Raw genomic sequence first — 20,824 nt, forward strand, 5'->3', positions numbered from 1 at the left:
GCGCTTTTTTATTTGAATCTATATTACTCCCTAAATTTGTGTTCCAAGCGTTGGAACCTAGCAGACGGGGTATGTAGAGTATGCTTGACTTCTGATAAATTAAATGGTCAATCCAAAATTCTGTAAGAATGTCATCATAGTTAAGGTAAAAACATTCTGGAGACAAGACAACGGTTTACGCACGCCCTTTAGCACGGTTAATTGAGCAATTGCAACGCCTGCCGGGAGTTGGCCCCAAATCTGCCCAACGACTGGCTTTGCATATTTTGAAGCGTCCAGAAGCAGAAGTAGAAGCTTTGGCGCAAGCTTTAATTGAAGCAAAAAAACAGATAGGCTTGTGTTCTGTTTGCTTTCACTTATCTGCTGAACCTGTTTGTGAAATTTGCCGCAATGCCAACCGTGACAACAATACTATCTGTGTCGTAGCAGATCCCCGCGATGTGATTGCGCTGGAAAAAACCCGTGAGTACAAAGGCAAGTATCACGTTTTAGGTGGGGTTATTTCTCCAATTGATGGAATTGGCCCAGAACAGTTGAATATACTGGCTTTGCAGCGCCGGGTAAATCAGCAAAAACCTCAAGAAGTAATTTTAGCAATTAGTCCAAGTGTAGAAGGGGAGACAACAACATTATATATAGGTCAGCTATTGAAACCATTTACCAAGGTGACACGGATTGCCTTTGGTTTACCTGTAGGTGGTGATTTGGAGTACGCCGACGAAGTTACCCTGGCACGAGCATTGGAAGGACGTAGGGAGTTAGATTAGGCTTAATTAAATAATTCGTAATTCGTAATTAATGAGTTCATAGTAAGCACTGAAGTGCTTAAAAATCCAGGACTAAAGTCCTTACTACAAACTTTTTCACCTCTCAAAACTAATGCTTGCTTTTAACAAGGGGTAAGTTTTGTCGCGGGGTCTAAATCCCCGTTGCAAAACTTAATTACGTTAGCGATAGCGCAGCGTCATTACGAATTACAAATTACGAATTATTTTAATTCGGTTTACCCATAATCGTGAATGCTGCCCAGTAGTAAGGATGATTATAAAGATTTTTATCGGATGCCATTTTACTATTTCTATATAGTTGTGTCGCTAAATAAGTTTGAATTCGTAATTCTTCAGGATGTAGATTATTCAAAATATCTTCATACCATTTTGTCAGTTCTCCAGCAGTTAGTTCTTTCAGCCATCGTGTTGCTTCCGCTAAGGCAGTAATTGCTGATTTATTAGGTTGTAATCTCCGGTAAAACTCTATCATTACTAAGGCACTAGCTGAAGATTCCACACTCCAAAGAGTACTAACTACATGAGGAACACCCTGGCTCACTAAACCACTGGCTAAACTCACACATTCGCTGTTGATAATGTGGTTGCTAGTACTGAAATTTTCACAAGCAGAGAGACTAATAAGATTATAATTTGATAAGTTTTGTTGACAGATTTCATCTAGAGTAAGCTTATCTTCGCCTGATAATACTAATTCTGATTTTTTTGGTTCAGCCAAATTATTAATGACATGGCCTGTAAAATGAAAGATATTATAATTATCAAACAAGGCATTCCAGACAATATTTTTTGTAGCTTCTAATCCCTGAATTCTCTGGATATTATTGAACATCTGGCTAACAACTTCAGACTCAAGTTTGGCAAATTTTAGCGTAGGATAACCTGCACTTTCGGGATGTTCAACACTGAGCAATAACTGATTTTGCCACTGCCAAATATCCTCAGTTCTGATTGATAAACCTATTTGGGCACTAGGCAGATAGGTAACGGTGAAATTTGACTCCACGTTCGGCAACTCTTCCTGGGATGGGGAAGAGAGATGGAAAAGGGTATGAATGGGCAATCTGTACAAGTCGCGGTGAGGAATTAAAACCAGTTGGGTGATGCCTTCGAGTTCCTGGGCAATTGTGGAAATATTCAGGATTTCATACAGTTGCACCAGTTTCTGTTCCATATCGACTCGCCAAGAATGCTGGCTTTTACTTTCTTTGTCTTTGGCTGTGGTGCGATATTCTTGGTATTGTTGATGCCAATCTTCTAGCCAAGTTTCAAATTCAATTAGGCGTTGCACTGATTCGGGTAATGGCAATTCATTAAGACGGATAGCGTCTTCTCCTAAAGGTATTGCCCCAATATCTTGCATGGGTGTAAATAGGAGGATTGGCGATGGTGCTTGGTCTTTGAGAATGAAAGTATGTAGGGCTACTGGACTAATATGCCAGTAAATAATTGCTGTTGTCGGATTGAATAGTTCTTGAATTGCACCATAATAGGGCGAGTAGATGTTATCATTCCAGCCAGAAAGTAGCCAATTTAAACAAGCATTTTTGCCTTGTTCGGCAATTTCCCAAGCTTCAACTAAATCACCAGACTCTACTGCTAAATCAACTGCCAATTGATCAAAGCCTGCAAATTTCAAAGCTAGCTGTTTTTTACTTTCGTCTGAGCGAGTTTCTTCACTCAACAATTGTCGCAATAAATCTGTACCGCGTTGCAGCAATTCTTGAACTTGTGTTGTTTGTCCCAAACCCATCAGTACTTTGCTGAGAGATTGCAAGACTTCTAGATGGAACAGAGGAAAATATTCTAGTGTCAGGGTTAACAGCGCCTGATGGTACTCAGATGCAGCTTTGCGCCAATAATCGCGGGGATTGGTATGTTTTTTGCCTTGGTCGTAATAAGTATTTGCGATCGCCAGATGCAATCTACCCCAGCCTTCTGGATGGGTATCTGTCCGCAGATGCTTTAACCCTTCTTCGTAGCTGGCTAATTTTCCTTCGTAGCCACCCTGTTGTAAAACGGGATTTATTGCTGTGATACTACTCGACAAATTTAGCAATACATCAGAGTCTACCAAATTACCGATCGCAGTTCCCCGACCAATCCAAGCTTCCCAATAATCTTGCTTAATTTCCAAAGCGTGATCATAACAAGTGATCGCTTCGGCAAATTGTTCTAAATAAAACAGCGCTACAGCCTGATTATACCAAGCTAGGTGGAAGTCGGGTTTGATGGCGATCGCTTGACGATAGGATGCGATCGCTTCTTGGCGACGGCCTAAGTTATCTAAGGCTATACCTCGGTTGTACCAAGCTAAGTAGAAGTCGGCTTGAATTGAAAGGGCTTTGTCCCAGGATGCGATCGCTTCTGACCACCTTCCTAAATTAAACAGCACCACACCTCGGTCTATCCAAACTTCGTGGTATTCTGAGTCAATTTCTAGCGCTTTATCGTAGGATATAATCGCCTCTGCAAATTGTTCGCCTACAGCTAGGGCTATGCCTCGGTGATACCAGTTTTCCTGGTCTTCTGGTTCCAAATATAGGGCTTGGTCATAACTGGCGATCGCTTCGGGTAGCCAACCTAATTTCAGCAGTGCCAAACCCTTGCTAGACCACGCTTCTTGGTAGTCTGGTTTGACTTCTATGGCTTTATCAAAAGAAGCGATCGCTTCTTCAAAATATCCTAATTCTCCGAGAGTTCCGCCCCGGTTATACCAAGCTTTGTAGAAGTCGGGTTTCAGTTCTATGGCGGTTTCATAAGATGCGATCGCTTCATCAAAACGTTCCAAATGGAACAGCGTCAAACCTCGATTAAACCAATATTCTGAGAATTGCGGTTGCAGTTCAATCGCTTGGTCATAAGATGCGATCGCGCCTAATAAATCTCCTGTTTTTGCTTGCTGAAGCCCTTGGTAAAACCACCCTTGAGCGTTGGTAATCGGATTATCGCTATGTCGCTCAATACCAGGGGAATTACTGCTTTGAACTGCCAAGTTAGAAGCAAGTTGCTGGACTAAATTGGTACTCTGATCCAATTTCACCCACAACTCATCTAATGTATTAGCTACATTTGGCTCTAAATTTGTCAAAGCACTATCCCAGCTTTCCACTGAGGGAGAAGTTGTTAATTCACTTCTTTGCCTAGTAGAAAGGAGATTTGCTCCTGTTGTACTTTGAACAACTTCATCATCGAACCTCAGTTGGGCTAACGAGGTGATTGAATCTTCCTTTGCGGGGAGAGGGAGATTTTCGAGTACTGTGTGGACATCTTCTCTTTCATACTCCAATACCAGTTCCTCTGAATTCTCGGTGAATCTTTCCTCAAAAGAAATATTTTCAGGTGCTGATGTGATTGGTTCAACATCTGGCACATCATATTCCCATAACTGCTCGCCTAAATTGCGGATCAGTTCTTGTCCAGGCGAAATCGGGATAATTTCTTCATCGGTTGTGCTTTCCGTAACATCTGGCTCATCATACTCCCATAACTGCTCGCCTAAATTGCGGATCAGTTCTTGCCCAGGTGTGCTTTCCGTAACATCTGGCTCATCATAATCCCATAACTGCTCGCCTAAATTGCGGATCAGTTCTTCTCCGGGAGTGATTTCTACCCCATATTGTTCAGGAGTGATTTCTGAGCTATCTTCTGGATAATTTTCCTCATACTCTATCTCTGTTGGTGAGTTTTGCATCATTCGGATGCCAATGTCATAAGCAACATCTCCAATTCTGCCCACACCAAGTTCCCCCAATTGCACCATCTGTGATGCTAAAAGAGGATTCGGTGTAGGTGAAGCGAGCAAGCTTTCGCCAAACATCACCAACCAATCTATCCAGCGTTCAGCCGAAATTCGATTTTCGACCCGTTGCAGATACCTCAATGCCCATTGTCGTCCTCGTGCTTGATGCACCCCTTCTAACAATTGGATAAACAATTGTTCCAAATCAGCATTGGTTAGTTCTGGTAGTGCCTCCACCAGATTGCGCCCTCTCGCACCTTTGAGAGAACTACCTTGCTTACTTTCAATGAGGCGCTTTAAAAACCTTTTAAGCGACTGCGATATCCGCCTGAGCATCTGCCACACTATTGGATTTTGTTTTTCTAGATTGTAGCCATCGTTGTGTTAAAAAAATCATCAATTACGTAAAAATCCATTAGATTAGGACAGCGCTTCCGTCGCAGGTTAGCAAAAAATATACCCAAATTCAAGAGTAAAGTATTACAACGTTACAATTCTCTGATTCGACTAATTTTCTGTCTGCTCTGTAGTCGATTCACCACCAGGATATAATTGATTGATTAATGCCTGGACAAGCACTTGCGGATCGTCTGTTTCAACGGCAAGCTGTTGAGCAATTTGCTGGCGTAAGTTTTCATCCTCTTGCAACATCACAAACAACTCTTCTAGGGTGACAGTTTGGTATTCTCCCTCTGGGGGCTGCTCTAGTGCATCTACTGACTCTGATATTGAGGCGGTTGGCTCAGAGGCTAAAATCGTGCTAGAACCATCTGGCCCTTCATATTCCCAAATTGGCTCGCCTTGATTGCGTGTCAACAACTGCATCCCGATACTATAGGCAACATCTCCGATTTCTCCGATGTTCAACTCACCTAGTTGTACTAACCGCGCAGCTATTTCATTATTGGGTGTGGGTGATGCTAGCAATTTTTCGCCAAAGCGCCCTAACCACTCAACCCAGCGTTCAGTTGGGATACGATGTTCAATATTATGCAACCACTTTTTGGCCCACTCTTCCCCTCGTGCTTGATGTACTCCTTGCAATAGCTCGGTGAAGAGAAATTCCAGATCCGTATCGCTTAGAGGTGGTGCTGGTTCTTTTTGAATATTCCCTTTAGATTTTGAGACATTCTGTTGTCCACCGAACAAGCTCTGAAAAAGCTTTTTGAGCCATTGAAATAGCCGCTTGAGCATCTGCTGCACCATCGAGTTTTGCTTATCTATAAAATTGTAGCGATCGCACTGGACTATGGCGTTAGTTCTTTGTCATTTGTCATTTGTCATTGGTCATTGGTCATTAGTTCTTTTTTCCCTGTTTCCTACTCTTGATAAGAACAAATGTACTAAATGCTATGCTATAATTCCGGTACATTGATGTTGAAATCATAAGAAAAAATATGATCTAGTTGCTTACTTTCCTGAGTGCCAAAATTGACGGCATTAGTTGAGTGTAAGCGCTATGGCAACATCAATAAATAAAGCAGGTACGAGAGTTTAAAATAATTGAATCCCAAACTCGACTCGGTGCTACTAATCAACATTGAAAGGCATTGAAGTCTATTTTTCCATGTCTTACGAACCCCTGCACCACAAATATCGCCCCAAAAGTTTTGCTGAACTGGTGGGACAAGAGGCGATCGCTACTACCCTCACGAATGCGATCGCCACATCCAAAATTGCCCCCGCCTATTTATTTACAGGGCCAAGAGGTACGGGGAAAACTTCTAGTGCCCGGATTTTGGCTAAATCCCTCAATTGTCTCAAAAGCGATCGCCCCACTGCTGAACCCTGTGGCGTGTGTGATGTTTGTCAGGGAATCACCAAGGGTTACGCTTTAGATGTAATTGAAATCGATGCTGCTAGTAACACTGGTGTCGATAATATCCGCGAGTTGATTGAAAAAGCCCAGTTTGCTCCTGTACAGTGTCGTTACAAGGTTTATGTAATCGATGAGTGCTTAACTGGAGATTCTCTAGTTTTGACTGATGAGGGACTTCAAAGAATTGATGATCCCAAAATTAAAGACAAGAAGGTTCTGAGTTACAACGACTTATTAGGTAAGTGGGAATTCAAAAAAATTGTCAGGTGGTTAGATCAAGGAGAACGGCAAACCCTGGTTATCAAGACAACTAACCGAGAAATTAGATGTACGGATAATCATTTAATTAGGACAAACCAGGGATGGCTACCAGCAAAAAACGTAAAAGAAGGAGTGAAGATACTATCCCCTGTGAATAGGGATCTGGAAAACCTCTCTCCAAACCTCTCCCCTAAAAGGGGAGAGGCTTTGAATTCTCCCGATTCTCTAGTACACAAAAGGGCTGGAGGATTAGGTTTCGCCTTAGCTTTTCTACATGAGGTGAATGTGGATGTGACATCCTCATGGATTACAAGTTTGGAGACAGTCGAATCTGTTCACCTCGCTGGGGTTGAGCGAGTTTATGACATTGAAGTAGCAGATAATCATAATTTTGTGGCAAATGGACTTTTAGTGCATAATTGCCACATGCTCAGTACCCAGGCATTCAACGCGCTACTTAAGACCCTAGAAGAACCACCAAGGCATGTAGTTTTTGTATTAGCGACAACAGACCCGCAACGGGTGTTACCAACGATTATTTCGCGCTGTCAAAGGTTTGATTTTAGACGCATTCAATTAGAGGCGATGGTTAAGCATTTAAGTGCGATCGCATCTTATGAAAGCATTCATATTTCACCCGAAGCTGTAACCCTCATAGCCCAGCTTTCTCAGGGAGGATTACGGGATGCCGAAAGCTTACTCGATCAATTGGGTTTGTTAGCGGGTGAAGTGACACCGGATCGAGTTTGGGATTTGGTGGGGACAGTAAGCGAACAGGACTTGCTGGGGCTTTTAAATGCGATCGCTCAAGATAAACCGGAAGCAGTTCTAGACTGTACCCACTACATTTTAGATCGTGGTCGAGAACCCCTAACTCTGCTGCAAAATCTCGCCGCCTTCTACCGCGATTTACTCATTGCTAAAACAGCACCCAATCGCCACGATTTGGTTGCTTGTACTCAGCAAACCTGGAGGGCGCTGGTTGAGTTTGCCCAATACTTCGATATGAGCGTGATTTTAGCAGGACAGGAACACCTGCGAAAAGCTGAAGTGCAAATTAGAAACAGCACCCAGCCGCGTTTGTGGTTAGAAGTAACATTACTAGGATTGTTACCCAGTGCGACAGCGAATATTCAGCCACAAGCCCCAAATATCGCGCCGCGATTTAACCCACCTGCTGTATCTCCAAGCTATCCTCCAGCAGTTGCCCAAAATCACCCAGTCTCTTCTTTACCTGTAGCTGAACCGAAAACAAATCATAATTCTTTAAACCATCATCAAGCAGCTGCCCAAAATCACCCAGTCTCTTCTTTACCTGTAGCTGAACCGCCAACAAATCATAATTCTCTAAACCATCATCAAGCGGCTGCCCAAAATCAGCCCGTCACTTCATCTCCCCCAGTTGAACAGCAAACAAATCACAATTCTGCTGCTAACTCAGTTTCACCACCAACTCCAGAACCTGTTGCTGTTCCTGTGCCATCGGTGAATATTGAACCAGTAACTTCAGAAGTTGTTGGCGAAGCAGAATATGACTTAACTCAGATTTGGCAACAAGTACTTGCCAACCTTCAGCCAAAATCAAGCCAAGAAATGCTGCGTCAAATGAGCCAACTCATCGAGTTCGACGGTGTTGTGGCTCGAATTGCTATTAAACAGGCATGGTATGACAAGGGAAACAAGGGAAAATCTTATCTACCGATGATTACGGCAGCTTTCCAGCAGACTTTCCAGCGTGAAATCCAGATCAATATAGAAAAAGGAACTTCTTCAAACTCTATCTCAGCCAAAAAAAATCCTCTCCCAAAAGACTCTACTCGCGTTCAGCAAGCACCCACACCTAGCTACAACCAGCAAATTCCGTCTCCAGCGCCAGCACCACAGCCAACTAATCCACCACCAGCACCAGAAAAAAGCGAGTTGGCAGCAAGAAATGGCAATGGTGTAAATGGAAATGGGGCAAATAGAAACGGCGTAAATGGAAACGGGATGCAAACTGTGCCTCCAGCCCCAAAACAAACACCCGCACCTGATTGGGAACATGACGAAGTAGCGATCGCAGCTCAACGTTTAGCAACATTCTTCAACGGACAAATTATCCGTTTTGCAGATGATTTCCCAGAATTCTCCGATTCCATAACTACACCAGAATGGGTAGAAGAAGCAGACGTGGATGATGAATAAAAAAATGCAAAATTACCAAAAATAATTTTGCATTTTTAATTTTTAATTTTTAATTCCCCAAAGGGGCTATTCCCCATTCCCCGTATGCAAGGTTTTCACCCATTTTAAGCGCTTTGGTCTTACCGACATCCGGGCAGTAGTGCTGCTCATGACGACTAACCAATGCAACATATATAAACTGCCGCGTAGGGTTTGCACCAGCATCGTAAGATATGTAGAAAGTGGGAATTTCTGATCTTGACGTACCCGCTTCAGACCTGTAAACATCCCTACCATCGACATAGAAATAGACAAACCAGTGATGGGACTTAACATTGGTGGACGATGACGCGCGATCGCCATTAATAAATCTGGGACTGCTGCTGTCGGCAAGATGTACATAATCAGCATAAAGATCAGCAAATCCCAGCTTTTGCGCCATCCCATGCGGTTTTTGAGAATTAAATCCCAATAATCGAGATAGCGTTGATAACCGCCTTCTGCCCAACGGTTGCGCTGATGCCAAAGTGCGATCGCATTTGTCACACCTTCTTCTTGCACTGCTGGATGAAAAACACACTCAATGTCCCATCTATCCAAATGCAAGCGGATTGTCAAATCCAAATCATCGGTAATCGTTTCCTCATTCCAGCCACCGCAGCTTTCCAAGGCTGAACGCCGGACAAATTGACCATTGCCCCGCAGTTCGCCAATACCACCAAGGGCAGTGCGCTGTTGCTGAAACCAGGTATCAAGTGCCATTTCGGCCATTTGCCCCTTAGTCCAAAAGTTTTCTTTAGCGTTGGCGATTGCTTTTCGCACCTGCACCGCCCCCACCTTTTCTCTTTGAAATAAAGGTATTACTTGTTGCAGCATATCTGGTGCAACTTGGGCATCAGCATCAAATACTGCGATAATATCGCCTTTTGTTAGAGGCAACACCTGATTCAACGCCCCTGATTTACCGCCACTAGCTTCTGCTGAACGCCTTAATACTTTCAGTTGATTGTGTTTCTGTTCTAGTTCTGCTAATAAATGTGGTGTGCTATCACTGCTGTGGTCGTCAATAATCCATACTTCATATTGCCCACCTGGATATTCCAGATTACAAAGATTTTTGACTAATTTAGCAATTACTGCTTCCTCATTTTTCGCAGCCACTAATACAGACACATAGGGCAAATCTCCCTGTATTTCTTTTGGATAGCGACGGCATTTAGTAAACACTACCACTAAGGCATGAAATCCTAGAATGGTAGTCAGTCCTAGAATAAATATAGAAGCCCAAGAAACTAAATGTAGAGCGATCGTCCCACTCCAGACGACGGTCAAGACTAGAGCCGCTTTGCGTCTACGACCTTGAAACCGCGATGGTAGAGACATAGGATCTGTCTCTAACACTGACTCCTCATCTACTGATAGGTCAGACAACAAGGAGTTGAGCGGATCAAGCTCTTGATAAGAATCTTCTTCGGGCCAGGAATTCGCTGGCATAGGTTAGGTTGCTTGATTCAAAAACCATTATTTGTCTACAGTTAGTAATTTTACGGACAAATATCCCTAAGCTACTTTTCCCGATCTTAATCGGAATGGGCAAACTGCAATACCCGCTATCCCTAAGCCAAAAGCTGTTGAGACGAACTTCGTTGTCACCGCCACTCTGGGTAATTACCTGGAATTAACCACGTTTGCTACTCTTAGACAGAGGCTTGATTCCTTTGATGGCCGCTTGGGCAGGAAGCTTGTAGAGTCGGACTTTCTCTAATGAAAACTCCGGTTAGGGCAAGGTGATACTAAGCTAGCAACAGCTTGTTGTTGGGATAAACAGCAATGATAGCATCCACAACTTTACAGTGGGGGGTTTTCATGCTATGTTGCTTCGTCCAGCTTCGATAAAAGTTAATGCAGCCTTATTGTAACCGAAATTTTAATATTTCTTAGCAGTAACTTCATATATTGGGCATTGGGATTATAGAGAAGTGACAGAGAATTACCTGTCACCTGTGACCTGTACCCTATTCCCTTCTTCACTGACCACTATGTGCTTTAGACACATGTTTTGGGAATACTACTAACATCCACTAATATCTCTAGTTGCCAACTAACTTAAGGAATATTGAATAATGTCTATTGAGCAACTCCAGCCTGCTACACAACAACAAGCCAGTGTTTACTTACCTTACGTCCAGGGTACTAAACGCAATTTCTTACCCTATGCCATCAGTCTTTATCAAAAAGGGGTCTTGGAGGGACACCGGAAGATAGAAGCTAGTGAACACGTTCCCTTTGTTGCCTCTTGGAATGTTGCTACTTTACCCTCAGACTTAACCCGTTGCCGAATCCAATTTGATGGCAACGCTGATTTGAGTTATGAACTGATGATGGCTAGTTTCGAGTTTATTAATTTTTTAATTGAACTTATGGATAACTATAAACGTCATCGTGCGACCGATTTCTCACAACCGTTTTATCGCAAACTACTGCGTATAGACGATTGATTAAATTCAGCCGGACTTTTACAAGTTCGGCTTATCTTTAGAAACATAAGCCCTATTCCCGCACTTCGCGCAACAGCACAAAGTGCGGGAATGGTGTTTTAAAGCCTCTTAAGAGTGAAAGAGGGATTTTTAGTCTACTTTACGACTTTCCAAACATCCTTTTAGAGCAGATGTCTTTTTTTCTTTTCAAAACCATACCAAAACCAGCTACCATCAAGGTTCCTAAAACGCTAGCGGGTTCTGGAATAGAAGTTTCATGTATGGGTACTTTGATTCTTAAATTCGCCAAGGTAGCGTTAGTGATGGTCAAGGATGTTACAGTTGGTGAACCTGGGATATCAGACTGAAAATCAAAGACTGTGGGAGTTAAGCTACCATTGCGATCGCTATATCGCACCCCATATCCACTTACTTCAAAAGTGCCTTGATACTGCTTTCCGGTGTCTGGGTCGATGACAGTACCAGTATAGAAGGCTTTTGTAAGATTAAATTCGTCCTGAACTACTCCTTGAAATGTGGTTCCTGGTAATTGTCCCTGGTAAAGGAAAGCAGTCAACTGGCCACCAGAGAGAACCGGCGATGTAAGAACACCATCAAAGGAGACAATTGGAATGCCTTTAAAGTCAACAAAGTAATGCAGACTTCCATCAGAGCGTGTTTCTACCTTTAAGTACTCTGACTCGTATACAGGAACATAATTAGGATTATTATTAGTTCCTAAATTCCGGTAATAAGTTCCAGTGTCATCCGTATCAATCCGAGTAGTACTTTGATTGAAATTGGGATTGTTTCTGGGAAGTTCAATAGTTCCTGATAATGTACCAGTGCTTTGAATTGTGATGAATTGAGCAGCAATTGCACTTGCTCCACTTAAAGCGATCGTCATTGCTGCTAAACAAGTGCTGCTAACAATTGCATAACCTAGTTTAATCCCTGATGAACTCACTTTCATTAACAATTTGCTCCTGTAATTGCCAATAGAAAACACACTTAATCTGCTGAGATTTATTACAAATATTTCTTCAGCATGATTTATTATTCCCAAGCTCCTAATGGAAATCCCATCGGTAATAAAAAGCCTTGTAAACCGCTATAACAAACCTAAATGAGTCGTGAAAATATAGATAAGGAAACGAACCGCCAAGAACGCCAAGGACGCAAAGGGAAGAAAGAAGAAAGAGATATATAATTTTCACAAATGATTTAGAACTGCTATATCTTTATTGTTGCTTGCGATCGCTGAATGTATTGAAGACCATCATGTAGACTGCCAGAGGCGATCGCTCGTTATCTCCTAAAATCTAATTAAAAAGCGATCGCACTCTAAATCTTAGATTTCAGGTAATTTATGAAAGACGTACATGAAAGTAAAAAGAACTTTGCATAAGCAATAGTTAGATCAGGCTGCATGTCTGATACCTCTCTCATCACTTGTATATCCATACAGAATTAAGAATGAATTTTTTAAAGCGGGATGTAAATTGTGAGAAACTTCCAGAACCTTCAGAGCATCTGCTAAAGTTGCCTTTGGTTTTCCAGTAATAGCTTTTGCTACACTTTCAACAGCAGAAATAGATTCTTTTATAGAGCTTCTGTAGTCAGGATTTTCTCTGTCACTCATTTAAGAGCTTTTGTCAATATAAGTACTCAAAAACACCAGTTAGTTTGCCACCTCCTCAGCCGAACGAGTAGCAAGCAACTTAAGCAACCCTTGTAACTGAACTGTTGGCCTAGCGAATGAAGACGATAGACTTTGTTATAAGAGTAATTTTTGTAAAAACTCGAATTTCCCAACATTTCAAAGCAGGTATGGGGCAATGGTGCGATTAAAACCGTGGCAGTGGGTCGTCTTAGCAATCCCGATCGCGTTTATCATCATTTTCTTACTGGTAGCTGCCGGTTCGCAAATTCATGCGTGGGGCATTAATTGGATTTGGGGTGTATTCACCCTCCTATTCGTTGGTTGGCGTTGGTTGTTAGTCAAATGGACTCAACCTGCTGTTAATCAGGTGGAAGCTGTGTTAGCTCAGGTTCAAGAACAACTAGAATCGACAGCAGAGGATACAAGAACACCACCAGTAGGAAATGATGTTACAAAGCTTGCAGAAACTGCACTCCAAGAGATTCTGCAAGCAGCACAAAGCGATCGCCCCATTTGGGAAGACTGGTCAACTTTTTGGACGCGATGCCAAGATTTGGTTGTAGCGATCGCTCATATCTACAATCCTCAAATTCAATATCCGCTACTGAATATTTACGTCCCCCAAGCTTACGGGCTGATTCGCGGAACGGTGGATGATATGGATCAATGGATGCAAAAATTATCTCCCGTCCTCAATCAGGTGACGGTTGGGCAAGCATACAAAGGATACGAGGTCTACCGGAAGTTGGAACCATCGGCTCGAAAATTCTGGAAAGCTTGGAACTGGGCACAGTGGGTATTAAATCCGGTGGCGGCAGTGGCAAAACAAGCCACTCAAGGTTCTAGTAACCAGGCAACTCAGCAATTATTGGGGAATTTGAGCCAGTTATTCCGAGAAGCTGCCCTGAGAAACTTATGTCGGCAAGCGATCGCACTTTACGGACATACTACATTACCAGCTTCAGCTACTGTAGTATCCACGCCGAGTTTACCCAAAGCAAAAACCCAAACACTCAGAGAAATCCTGACTCAAGCTCAACCAGCCGAAGCCGTTGAGCAAAAACCCGTAAATATTCTGCTGGTGGGGCGCACAGGTTCAGGAAAAAGTAGCCTGATTAATACCCTATTTCAAGCAGATTTAGCAGCCGTTGATGTTTTACCCAGTACCGATCGCATTCAAAATTATCAATGGCAGGCTCAAGGTGGAGAAAGTTTGACGCTTTGGGATACGCCTGGTTACGAACAAGTCAACCGTGCCGATCTCCGCAATCTAGTGCTTGATTATGCTATAAATGCAGATTTATTGTTGTTAGTAACTCCTGCTCTCGATCCTGCCCTGCAAATGGATGTAGACTTTTTGCAAGACATCAAAGCAGAAGTTGCAGATTTACCTGCGATCGCGATCGTTACTCAAGTAGATCGTCTGCGTCCCATCCGCGAATGGCAACCACCTTATGATTGGGAATGGGGCGATCGCCCAAAAGAAATTGCTATTCGAGAAGCTACTGAGTATCGTGCAAAACTGCTGGGAACCTTTTGTAATCTAGTTGTGCCCGTGGTTACAGGTGAGGGCAAAACAAATCGAATCGCTTGGGGAGTAGAGGCGCTATCGTTGGGATTAGTAGATGCGATCGCGCCTAGCAAGCAACTCCGTATTGCCCGTTTTTTGCGTAACCTTGAAGCCCGCACCATCGCCGCAGCCAAAATCATCGACCACTACACCTTCCAGATGGCGACAACACAAGGACTAACGTCATTGCTCAAAAGTCCCGTCCTCCAGTTTGTTTCTACCTTATCAACCGGATCGCCAGCCCTAGCATATATGCTGGCAGAGCAAATTCCCGTGGAACAGTTGCCGATTGTAATTGGCAAACTTCAAATGGCTTATGAGCTTTTCTCGCTCTTGAATACAGCTAACTCTAACCCACTCAACTTTGAATTGCTATCCCTCTGGCCGCTACTGCTAGAAAATTCCGCTTCACCCGATCGCAACGCCTGGGCATTTGGTCATGCCCTAGTGGAATACTGGACTCAAAATTTAACGGTTGAACAACTCCGAGAGCGATTTGAGTATTATCTATCGGTTGCGAAATAATTTCATTGGTCATTGGTCATTGGTAACTGACGAATGACCAATGACTCGAAATTCCACAATTACTATTAGCCCCTACGGACAGTTACGAATATTTACTTATTGTTTAGAGTATAGTTTATACTTAGAAAAAAGACAAAAAATGCAGTAGCAGCCCGTACTTTTAATATCAAAGTTAAGATTACGATTACGATTAAGAGTACGTGTTTGTTGAAACCTACCCGCTTTAACTAAGTTTTTATCCAGACATCCCTTTTCTGCGGAGTTATTTATGAAAAATATATTACAAACCCCCATTGGTCAAGAGCAGAATTCACATCAGAGCTATAGCATTTCGTCTTATAATCGGCTGCTTTTGGTCGTGAAAGACTTGGCTTGTGTGCGGACTATTGAGGAAATTATTGAGATTGTGCGTTTGGCTGCGAGGGATCTCACAAATGCTGATGGAGTAACTTTTGTATTGCGGGATGGTGAATGTTGCCACTATGTTGATGAAAATGCCATCGGCCCACTTTGGAAAGGTATGCGTTTTCCCCTCAAGTCTTGCATCTCCGGTTGGGCAATGCTCAATAAACAAGCAGCCATAATTGAGGATATTTACCAGGATGCAAGAATCCCTCTTGACGCATACAAAGTAACTTTTGTCAAAAGTTTGGTGATGGTTCCTATACGGATTGCTGATCCGTTGGGTGCGATTGGAGCGTACTGGAGTACACAACACCTAGCCACATCTGAAGAAATAGAACTGCTTGAGATTTTAACCGACACTACGGCAGTGGCGATCGCAAACGTTCAACTTTTCCAGAAACTTACGAATCAAAACGCGCTTAAAGACAAATTTATTGCGATGCTAGCTCACGAGTTGAGGAATCCGGTTGCCCCCATCTCGAACGGGGTTCAACTACTCAAGTTGAAGCTAGGCGAGACTGGTGCAGTCGGAGAAACAGTTTTAAAGATGCAACACCAGATTAAGCATCTCTCGAAATTAATCGATGAGTTACTTGACGTATCGTCCATTACTTACGGGAAGATTTCATTAAACCTTGAGAAGGTTAATCTGGTGGAATTGGTTCGCCAAAGTCTGAATGACCATGCACAAGCAATCAAGAGATCGAACCTTAACATAGTACAAGACCTGCCAAACACGCCTCTGTGGGCTTATGTTGACCCGACGCGCTTCTTCCAAATCTTTGGAAACCTTCTTGATAACGCCTTAAAGTTTTCTAAACCAGATGGGACGATCTGGGTGGATCTATCATTCATTCGCGCTGAAAATGGCTCAGGTAGTGTAGGGGTTTTATCTGTAAAAGATTCAGGTATAGGGATAGAACCGACAATCTTACCAGAACTTTTCGAGCCATTTACCCAAGCCGATCGTAGTTTAGATCGTTCAAGAGGCGGGTTAGGGTTGGGACTCTCGGTAGTAAAAAGTCTTGTCGAACTTCATGGTGGTAATGTTGAAGCCTCAAGCAGAGGGATCAATTTGGGGGCAGAGTTTAAAGTAATTCTCCCTGCATGTGAAGAAATTACAACCTTGGACAACCACCCGGAGATTATGGAGAAGGGTAAGAAGTCGTTAAAAATTTTAGTCATCGAAGATAACGATGATTCAGCTACAACATTAAAAGCAGTGCTTGAGCATTTCGGGCATGAAGTTTCCGTTGCTAACAATGGAATTTCAGGGGTAGAAACTGCAAAAGAGTTGGAGCCTCATGTGATTATTTGTGACATCGGACTTCCTGAAATGGATGGATTCGCCGTTGCACAGGAACTGAGTAAAGACTCCAAATTTACTCACTCAATTCTGATTGCGCTCACCGGCTACGGTGGCCAGGAGGATAAGGAGCTTGCCCTGAAGTCTGGTTTTAAATGCCACTTGACCAAACCTGTGGACTTTGAAATGCTAACGGCAGAAATTGATCGATACTTTCTGGTGAGTGCGTAAGCGAAGACATTCATAGGCATCGCTTTTATCCCATTAAATCATCTGTCGCAGGCTGACTTGGATAAAAGCGATCGCTTAAATTGAAAAATTCAAAATTCCTAATTATTACCACATCTATGCAAAACCGGAAAAACCTCTTTCTCCCTGCCCCTGTGGTCTTCACGATCAGTCTTAAAGCGGACATAATATCAGAATATTATGAAATGGTGCGTTAGCGTCGCTTACCATTAGGTATCGTTTGTTCTTAATTGCGACGAAAACTTCTCTTACGTTGTTTGTGTCTTGCAACTTCTTTGCGCTTATGTTTTTCTAAAGGGGTTTCAAAGTGACGATTCTTCCTCATATCTGGAAAAATACCTGCTTTGGAAACTTCCCTCTTAAATCTACGCAGGGCTGACTCAATTCCTTCATTTTCGCCCACAAATACTTGGGTCATTTTCATCTCCTACTTAATTCGGTACTGGGCAATTTTAAGCAATCCAGTAGACCGGAGAGCAAAAAGGGCAGATAATGATTCTGCCCTAAAAACGTTAAACGTTAAAACTTAATTTTTGATATTAAAGCTTAGTAGCGTCCACGGTTGTATCCACCGCCACCGCCGCCACCGCGACGATCGCCACCACCACCACCAAAGGAGCCACTTCTGTCTTCCTTGGGTTTAGCTTTGTTAACTTTCAGGTCGCGTCCCATCCATTCAGCACCGTCAAGAGCTTCAATGGCAGCTGTTTCTTCAGCTTCTGTGCCCATCTCTACGAAAGCAAAGCCGCGTGGACGACCTGTTTCACGGTCTGTAGGCAGCTGAACGCGCTTTACAGAACCATGTTCAGCAAAAACTGATGTGAGGTCTTCTGATGTGACCTCGTAGGATAGATTACCTACATAAATTGACATGCGTTATCTCCAAAATCATAGGTGTGTAGAGATTTAGATTTCGGAGACAAGCTTGTTAAGACCAAAAGGAAAAAGCCTGTCAATACTAAAAACAAACGCTGTAACCGAATTTTATTCTCACCTAACTACCTTAGCACATCATTGAGTTCTTACCTACCGCAACTAAAGATTAGGGATTGGGGATTGGGGATTAGGGATTGGAGAAAAATTTATTTATTACCCAGTTCCCAGTCCAAGTTCCCAGTCCCAAGTACCCAATCCCCAGTTCCAAGTTACCTATATTGGGTAGCAGAAATTGCCTAAATAATTGCAAAATAAATGCAGTTCGTCATCGTAACTATCTGGAAATGCCGACTATACTTGCTGAGGCACAAAATTTACTTTCCGACCTCATCGCCCGCTACTCAAAGCGTGTAGATTATCTGATGATTCGCCTTGAAGAAGCAGAGGGGACTGATATCTTGTTGCGTGGCGACAAGATAGAAACCCTCAGTGAAGGCATCTCCATTGGTGGACATATTCGCGCTTGTTATAAAGGTGGATGGGGATTAAGCTGCTTTAACCAACTGGGGACAATTCAGGATCGGATCGAAGAAGCGATCGCGGCGGCGCGGATGGTTGGTGATGAAGAAACTTTACTTGCACCCATTGACGCAGTGCAAGCTGTATGCATTCTCCCTCTAAAAGGAACTGACCCTCGGAAAATCCCACTTTCGCAGAAAAAACAATTGTGCGATCGCTATACTGAATTGCTTAAAAGCGTTGATCCCCGAATTACCACTACTTCGGTACGTTACGGTGACAGCGCCCAAAAAGTGATCATTGCTACCTCAGAAGGCACTTTAATCGAGCAATCTTGGGTAGATATGGAAATGCGCTTTGCCGCCACCGCGAGAAATGGCGAAACTGTACAAACTGGACGGGAAACTACAGGCTCTCGCAAAGCTTACGAAGATTTAGCTGATTTGGATGAACAAGTAGAAGGTGCGGCTCAAAGAGCGATCGCAGCTTTATCTTTGCCACCTGTTAAAGGTAATACTTACACTGTAGTCATTGACCCAATTCTCACAGGTTTATTTGTCCACGAAGCCTTCGGACATCTTTCTGAGGCCGATATGGCTTATGAAAACCCCGATCTTTTAGAAGTCATGACTATCGGACGGCGATTTGGCCCTGAAGAACTGCAAATTTTTGATGGTGCAGCCCCACAGGGACATCGCGGCAGCTATTTTTATGATGATGAAGGCACGCCTGCTACAACTACTCAACTAATTAAAGATGGAGTTTTAGTTGGACGTTTACATTCTCGTGAAACTGCTGGCAAATTGGAGGAAGCGCCTACTGGTAACGCTAGATGTCTTAATTATCACTTTAACCCCATTGTGCGGATGACAAATACCTGGATTGAACGGGGTAAAACACCAGTTGCAGACTTATTCACCGATATCAAAGAAGGAGTTTATGCCCGTAACTGGTTAGGTGGAATGACTAATGGGGAAATGTTTACCTTTAGTGCTGGGGAAGCGTGGATGATTAGGAACGGTAAAATTGCTGAACCTGTGCGGGATGTAACGCTTTCAGGAAATGTATTCCAAACCTTAGCGGATATTGAGGCAATTGGTGATGATTTTTACTGGGATGAATCTGGCGGTTGTGGTAAAGGAGGGCAAAACGGTTTGTCAGTAGGTTGTGGTGGCCCTAGTCTCCGAATTCGAGATGTAGTAGTTGGTGGAGAAACTTAGTCATTTGTCATTTGTCATTTGTCATTCGTCATTGGTAAATACTTCGACACTTCTTTACGAGATGCTGCGCGTAGCTTGCTTGCACGAAGTGGTACAGCAAGCTCAGGGCATCACAGACGAATACCACAATTGAGTATAGCGATCGCTTTGCACCAATTTTGCCCTAACTAATTTCAATCCTTTAATATCATGTCCGGCAAATTAGTTACAGTTACCACATCTGTGCAAAAGTCGGAAAATCCTCTTTCCCCCAGCTCCCCGCCCCCTGCCCCCTGCGGTCTTAATGATAAGCCTTTAACCGGACACGATATAACATCCCTCCCAAGTATGAAAATAAGTCACAACTCTAGGTAGTAGCGCCAGTAGTTGAGGATGACTATTCTAGGTAAAGGTGATTTGATATTAAAATCCTCAGTAACGCGTGCTGGGAATCTACTGCCTGGGTAATTTGGATAGGCTGAATTAAACGTTCCTTAGCATAGCGACAAATATGAAAGCAGATCAACTCCTGAAAAACTATGCCGCAGGTGTCAGAGACTTTACTGGTGTCAACTTAAGCGAGGTAAACTTAAGAGAAGCCAATCTCAGTGGCGTAATTTTAGATAGAGCAATTTTAGATGGAGCTAACTTGAGTCATGCTAATTTAGCGCACGCAAGTTTGATTGAGGCTGACTTAAATGGAGCAGATTTGAGCAATGCCAACCTCAGTGAGAGCAACTTAAGCGGAGCTATTTTGGATGGAGCTATCTTGGATGGAGCCGCAATGGAAGGAGCTAATTTGAGTCAAGCTGATTTGACGGTTGCTAAATTAATTGAAACTAACTTGAGTGAAGCAGATTTGCAGGAAGCAAATCTAATAGCGGCAAATTTAGATGGAGCCGATTTGAGTGGCGCAGACTTAACGGTAGCTGACTTATCTCAGGCAAATCTTACCCAAGTTGATTTGCACCAGACAAATTTGAACGGAGCAAATTTGGAAGGAGCAATCCTGGACGAGAATAGTTAAATCTAATCTCGTACCTATGCTTCGCATGGGAATGCATTTGTCTAAACTACTAACTCAATTTATTTTTTCTCGGTGTTCTCTGTGCCTCTGCGGTTTAAAAGTATTTTTTCTAACCACAGAAACGCAGAGAACACAGAGTATAGAGCTTAAACAGGAATTTATTTACCAGAATTTTTACGCACTTTCAAAGGGCTAGATGTACCCCTAATCACTTAGAGTACTCCAAGTAAAAAAA

The 20,824-nt window shown here is 43.0% G+C and carries 14 protein-coding genes; 7 read left to right on the forward strand and 7 right to left on the reverse strand.

Annotation, left to right across the window (positions count from 1 at the left end):
• Window positions 1-209 precede the first annotated feature (209 nt).
• On the forward strand, window positions 210-767 hold the full coding sequence (recR, locus tag VB732_RS24525; protein WP_234711150.1) for a recombination mediator RecR: 558 nt from the start codon (window positions 210-212) through the stop codon (window positions 765-767).
• A gap of 226 nt (window positions 768-993) precedes the next feature.
• On the opposite strand, the gene VB732_RS24530 is transcribed toward recR, so the two are convergent.
• Window positions 994-4,866, reverse strand: a complete 3,873-nt coding sequence (locus VB732_RS24530) for a CHAT domain-containing protein (protein ID WP_323233503.1) — start codon at window positions 4,864-4,866, stop codon at window positions 994-996.
• A gap of 171 nt (window positions 4,867-5,037) precedes the next feature.
• Entirely contained in the window at window positions 5,038-5,736 is a 699-nt protein-coding gene (locus VB732_RS24535; protein ID WP_323233504.1) for a hypothetical protein, read from the reverse strand.
• A 361-nt stretch (window positions 5,737-6,097) separates the two neighbouring features.
• On the opposite strand from VB732_RS24535, the gene dnaX reads away from it, so the two are divergent.
• On the forward strand, window positions 6,098-8,794 hold the full coding sequence (gene dnaX, locus VB732_RS24540) for a DNA polymerase III subunit gamma/tau (RefSeq protein ID WP_323233505.1): 2,697 nt from the start codon (window positions 6,098-6,100) through the stop codon (window positions 8,792-8,794).
• Window positions 8,795-8,860: 66 nt separating this feature from the next.
• On the opposite strand, the gene VB732_RS24545 is transcribed toward dnaX, so the two are convergent.
• A complete protein-coding gene (locus tag VB732_RS24545) occupies window positions 8,861-10,267 on the reverse strand; it encodes a glycosyltransferase family 2 protein (RefSeq protein ID WP_323233506.1) in 1,407 nt (468 codons plus the stop codon).
• Window positions 10,268-10,896: 629 nt separating this feature from the next.
• On the opposite strand from VB732_RS24545, the gene ebsA reads away from it, so the two are divergent.
• Window positions 10,897-11,271 (forward strand): type IV pilus biogenesis protein EbsA, encoded by a 375-nt coding sequence (ebsA, locus tag VB732_RS24550; protein WP_323233507.1) that lies wholly within the window; start codon window positions 10,897-10,899, stop codon window positions 11,269-11,271.
• Window positions 11,272-11,410: 139 nt separating this feature from the next.
• Here ebsA and VB732_RS24555 read toward each other — a convergent pair whose 3' ends face one another.
• Entirely contained in the window at window positions 11,411-12,223 is an 813-nt protein-coding gene (locus VB732_RS24555; protein WP_323233508.1) for a PEP-CTERM sorting domain-containing protein, read from the reverse strand.
• 447 nt (window positions 12,224-12,670) lie between these two features.
• Window positions 12,671-12,892: a hypothetical protein gene (locus VB732_RS24560; protein WP_323233509.1), complete on the reverse strand. Its 222-nt coding sequence runs from the start codon at window positions 12,890-12,892 to the stop codon at window positions 12,671-12,673.
• A 196-nt stretch (window positions 12,893-13,088) separates the two neighbouring features.
• Here VB732_RS24560 and VB732_RS24565 point away from each other — a divergent pair, with 196 nt between their 5' ends.
• Together VB732_RS24565 and VB732_RS24570 are read left to right on the forward strand one after the other, a co-directional pair.
• Window positions 13,089-15,008, forward strand: coding sequence for a GTPase family protein (locus VB732_RS24565; protein WP_323233510.1), 1,920 nt, complete (start codon window positions 13,089-13,091; stop codon window positions 15,006-15,008).
• 268 nt (window positions 15,009-15,276) lie between these two features.
• Entirely contained in the window at window positions 15,277-16,950 is a 1,674-nt protein-coding gene (locus tag VB732_RS24570; RefSeq protein WP_323233511.1) for an ATP-binding protein, read from the forward strand.
• Between the two features lie 244 nt (window positions 16,951-17,194).
• On the opposite strand, the gene rpsU is transcribed toward VB732_RS24570, so the two are convergent.
• On the reverse strand, window positions 17,195-17,386 hold the full coding sequence (rpsU, locus tag VB732_RS24575) for a 30S ribosomal protein S21 (protein WP_196513292.1): 192 nt from the start codon (window positions 17,384-17,386) through the stop codon (window positions 17,195-17,197).
• Between the two features lie 128 nt (window positions 17,387-17,514).
• Window positions 17,515-17,841: an RNA-binding protein gene (locus VB732_RS24580; RefSeq protein WP_323233512.1), complete on the reverse strand. Its 327-nt coding sequence runs from the start codon at window positions 17,839-17,841 to the stop codon at window positions 17,515-17,517.
• A 347-nt stretch (window positions 17,842-18,188) separates the two neighbouring features.
• Here VB732_RS24580 and VB732_RS24585 point away from each other — a divergent pair, with 347 nt between their 5' ends.
• Together VB732_RS24585 and VB732_RS24590 are read left to right on the forward strand one after the other, a co-directional pair.
• A complete protein-coding gene (locus tag VB732_RS24585; protein WP_323233513.1) occupies window positions 18,189-19,583 on the forward strand; it encodes a TldD/PmbA family protein in 1,395 nt (464 codons plus the stop codon).
• 490 nt (window positions 19,584-20,073) lie between these two features.
• Window positions 20,074-20,589 carry a pentapeptide repeat-containing protein gene (locus tag VB732_RS24590; RefSeq protein WP_323233514.1) on the forward strand — a complete coding sequence of 172 codons (516 nt, stop codon included), beginning with the start codon at window positions 20,074-20,076 and terminating at the stop codon, window positions 20,587-20,589.
• The last annotated feature ends 235 nt before the right edge of the window (window positions 20,590-20,824 follow it).

This window comes from Nostoc sp. UHCC 0252 (assembly GCF_034931145.1).
In the GTDB taxonomy this organism is placed as follows: Bacteria; Cyanobacteriota; Cyanobacteriia; order Cyanobacteriales; family Nostocaceae; genus Nostoc.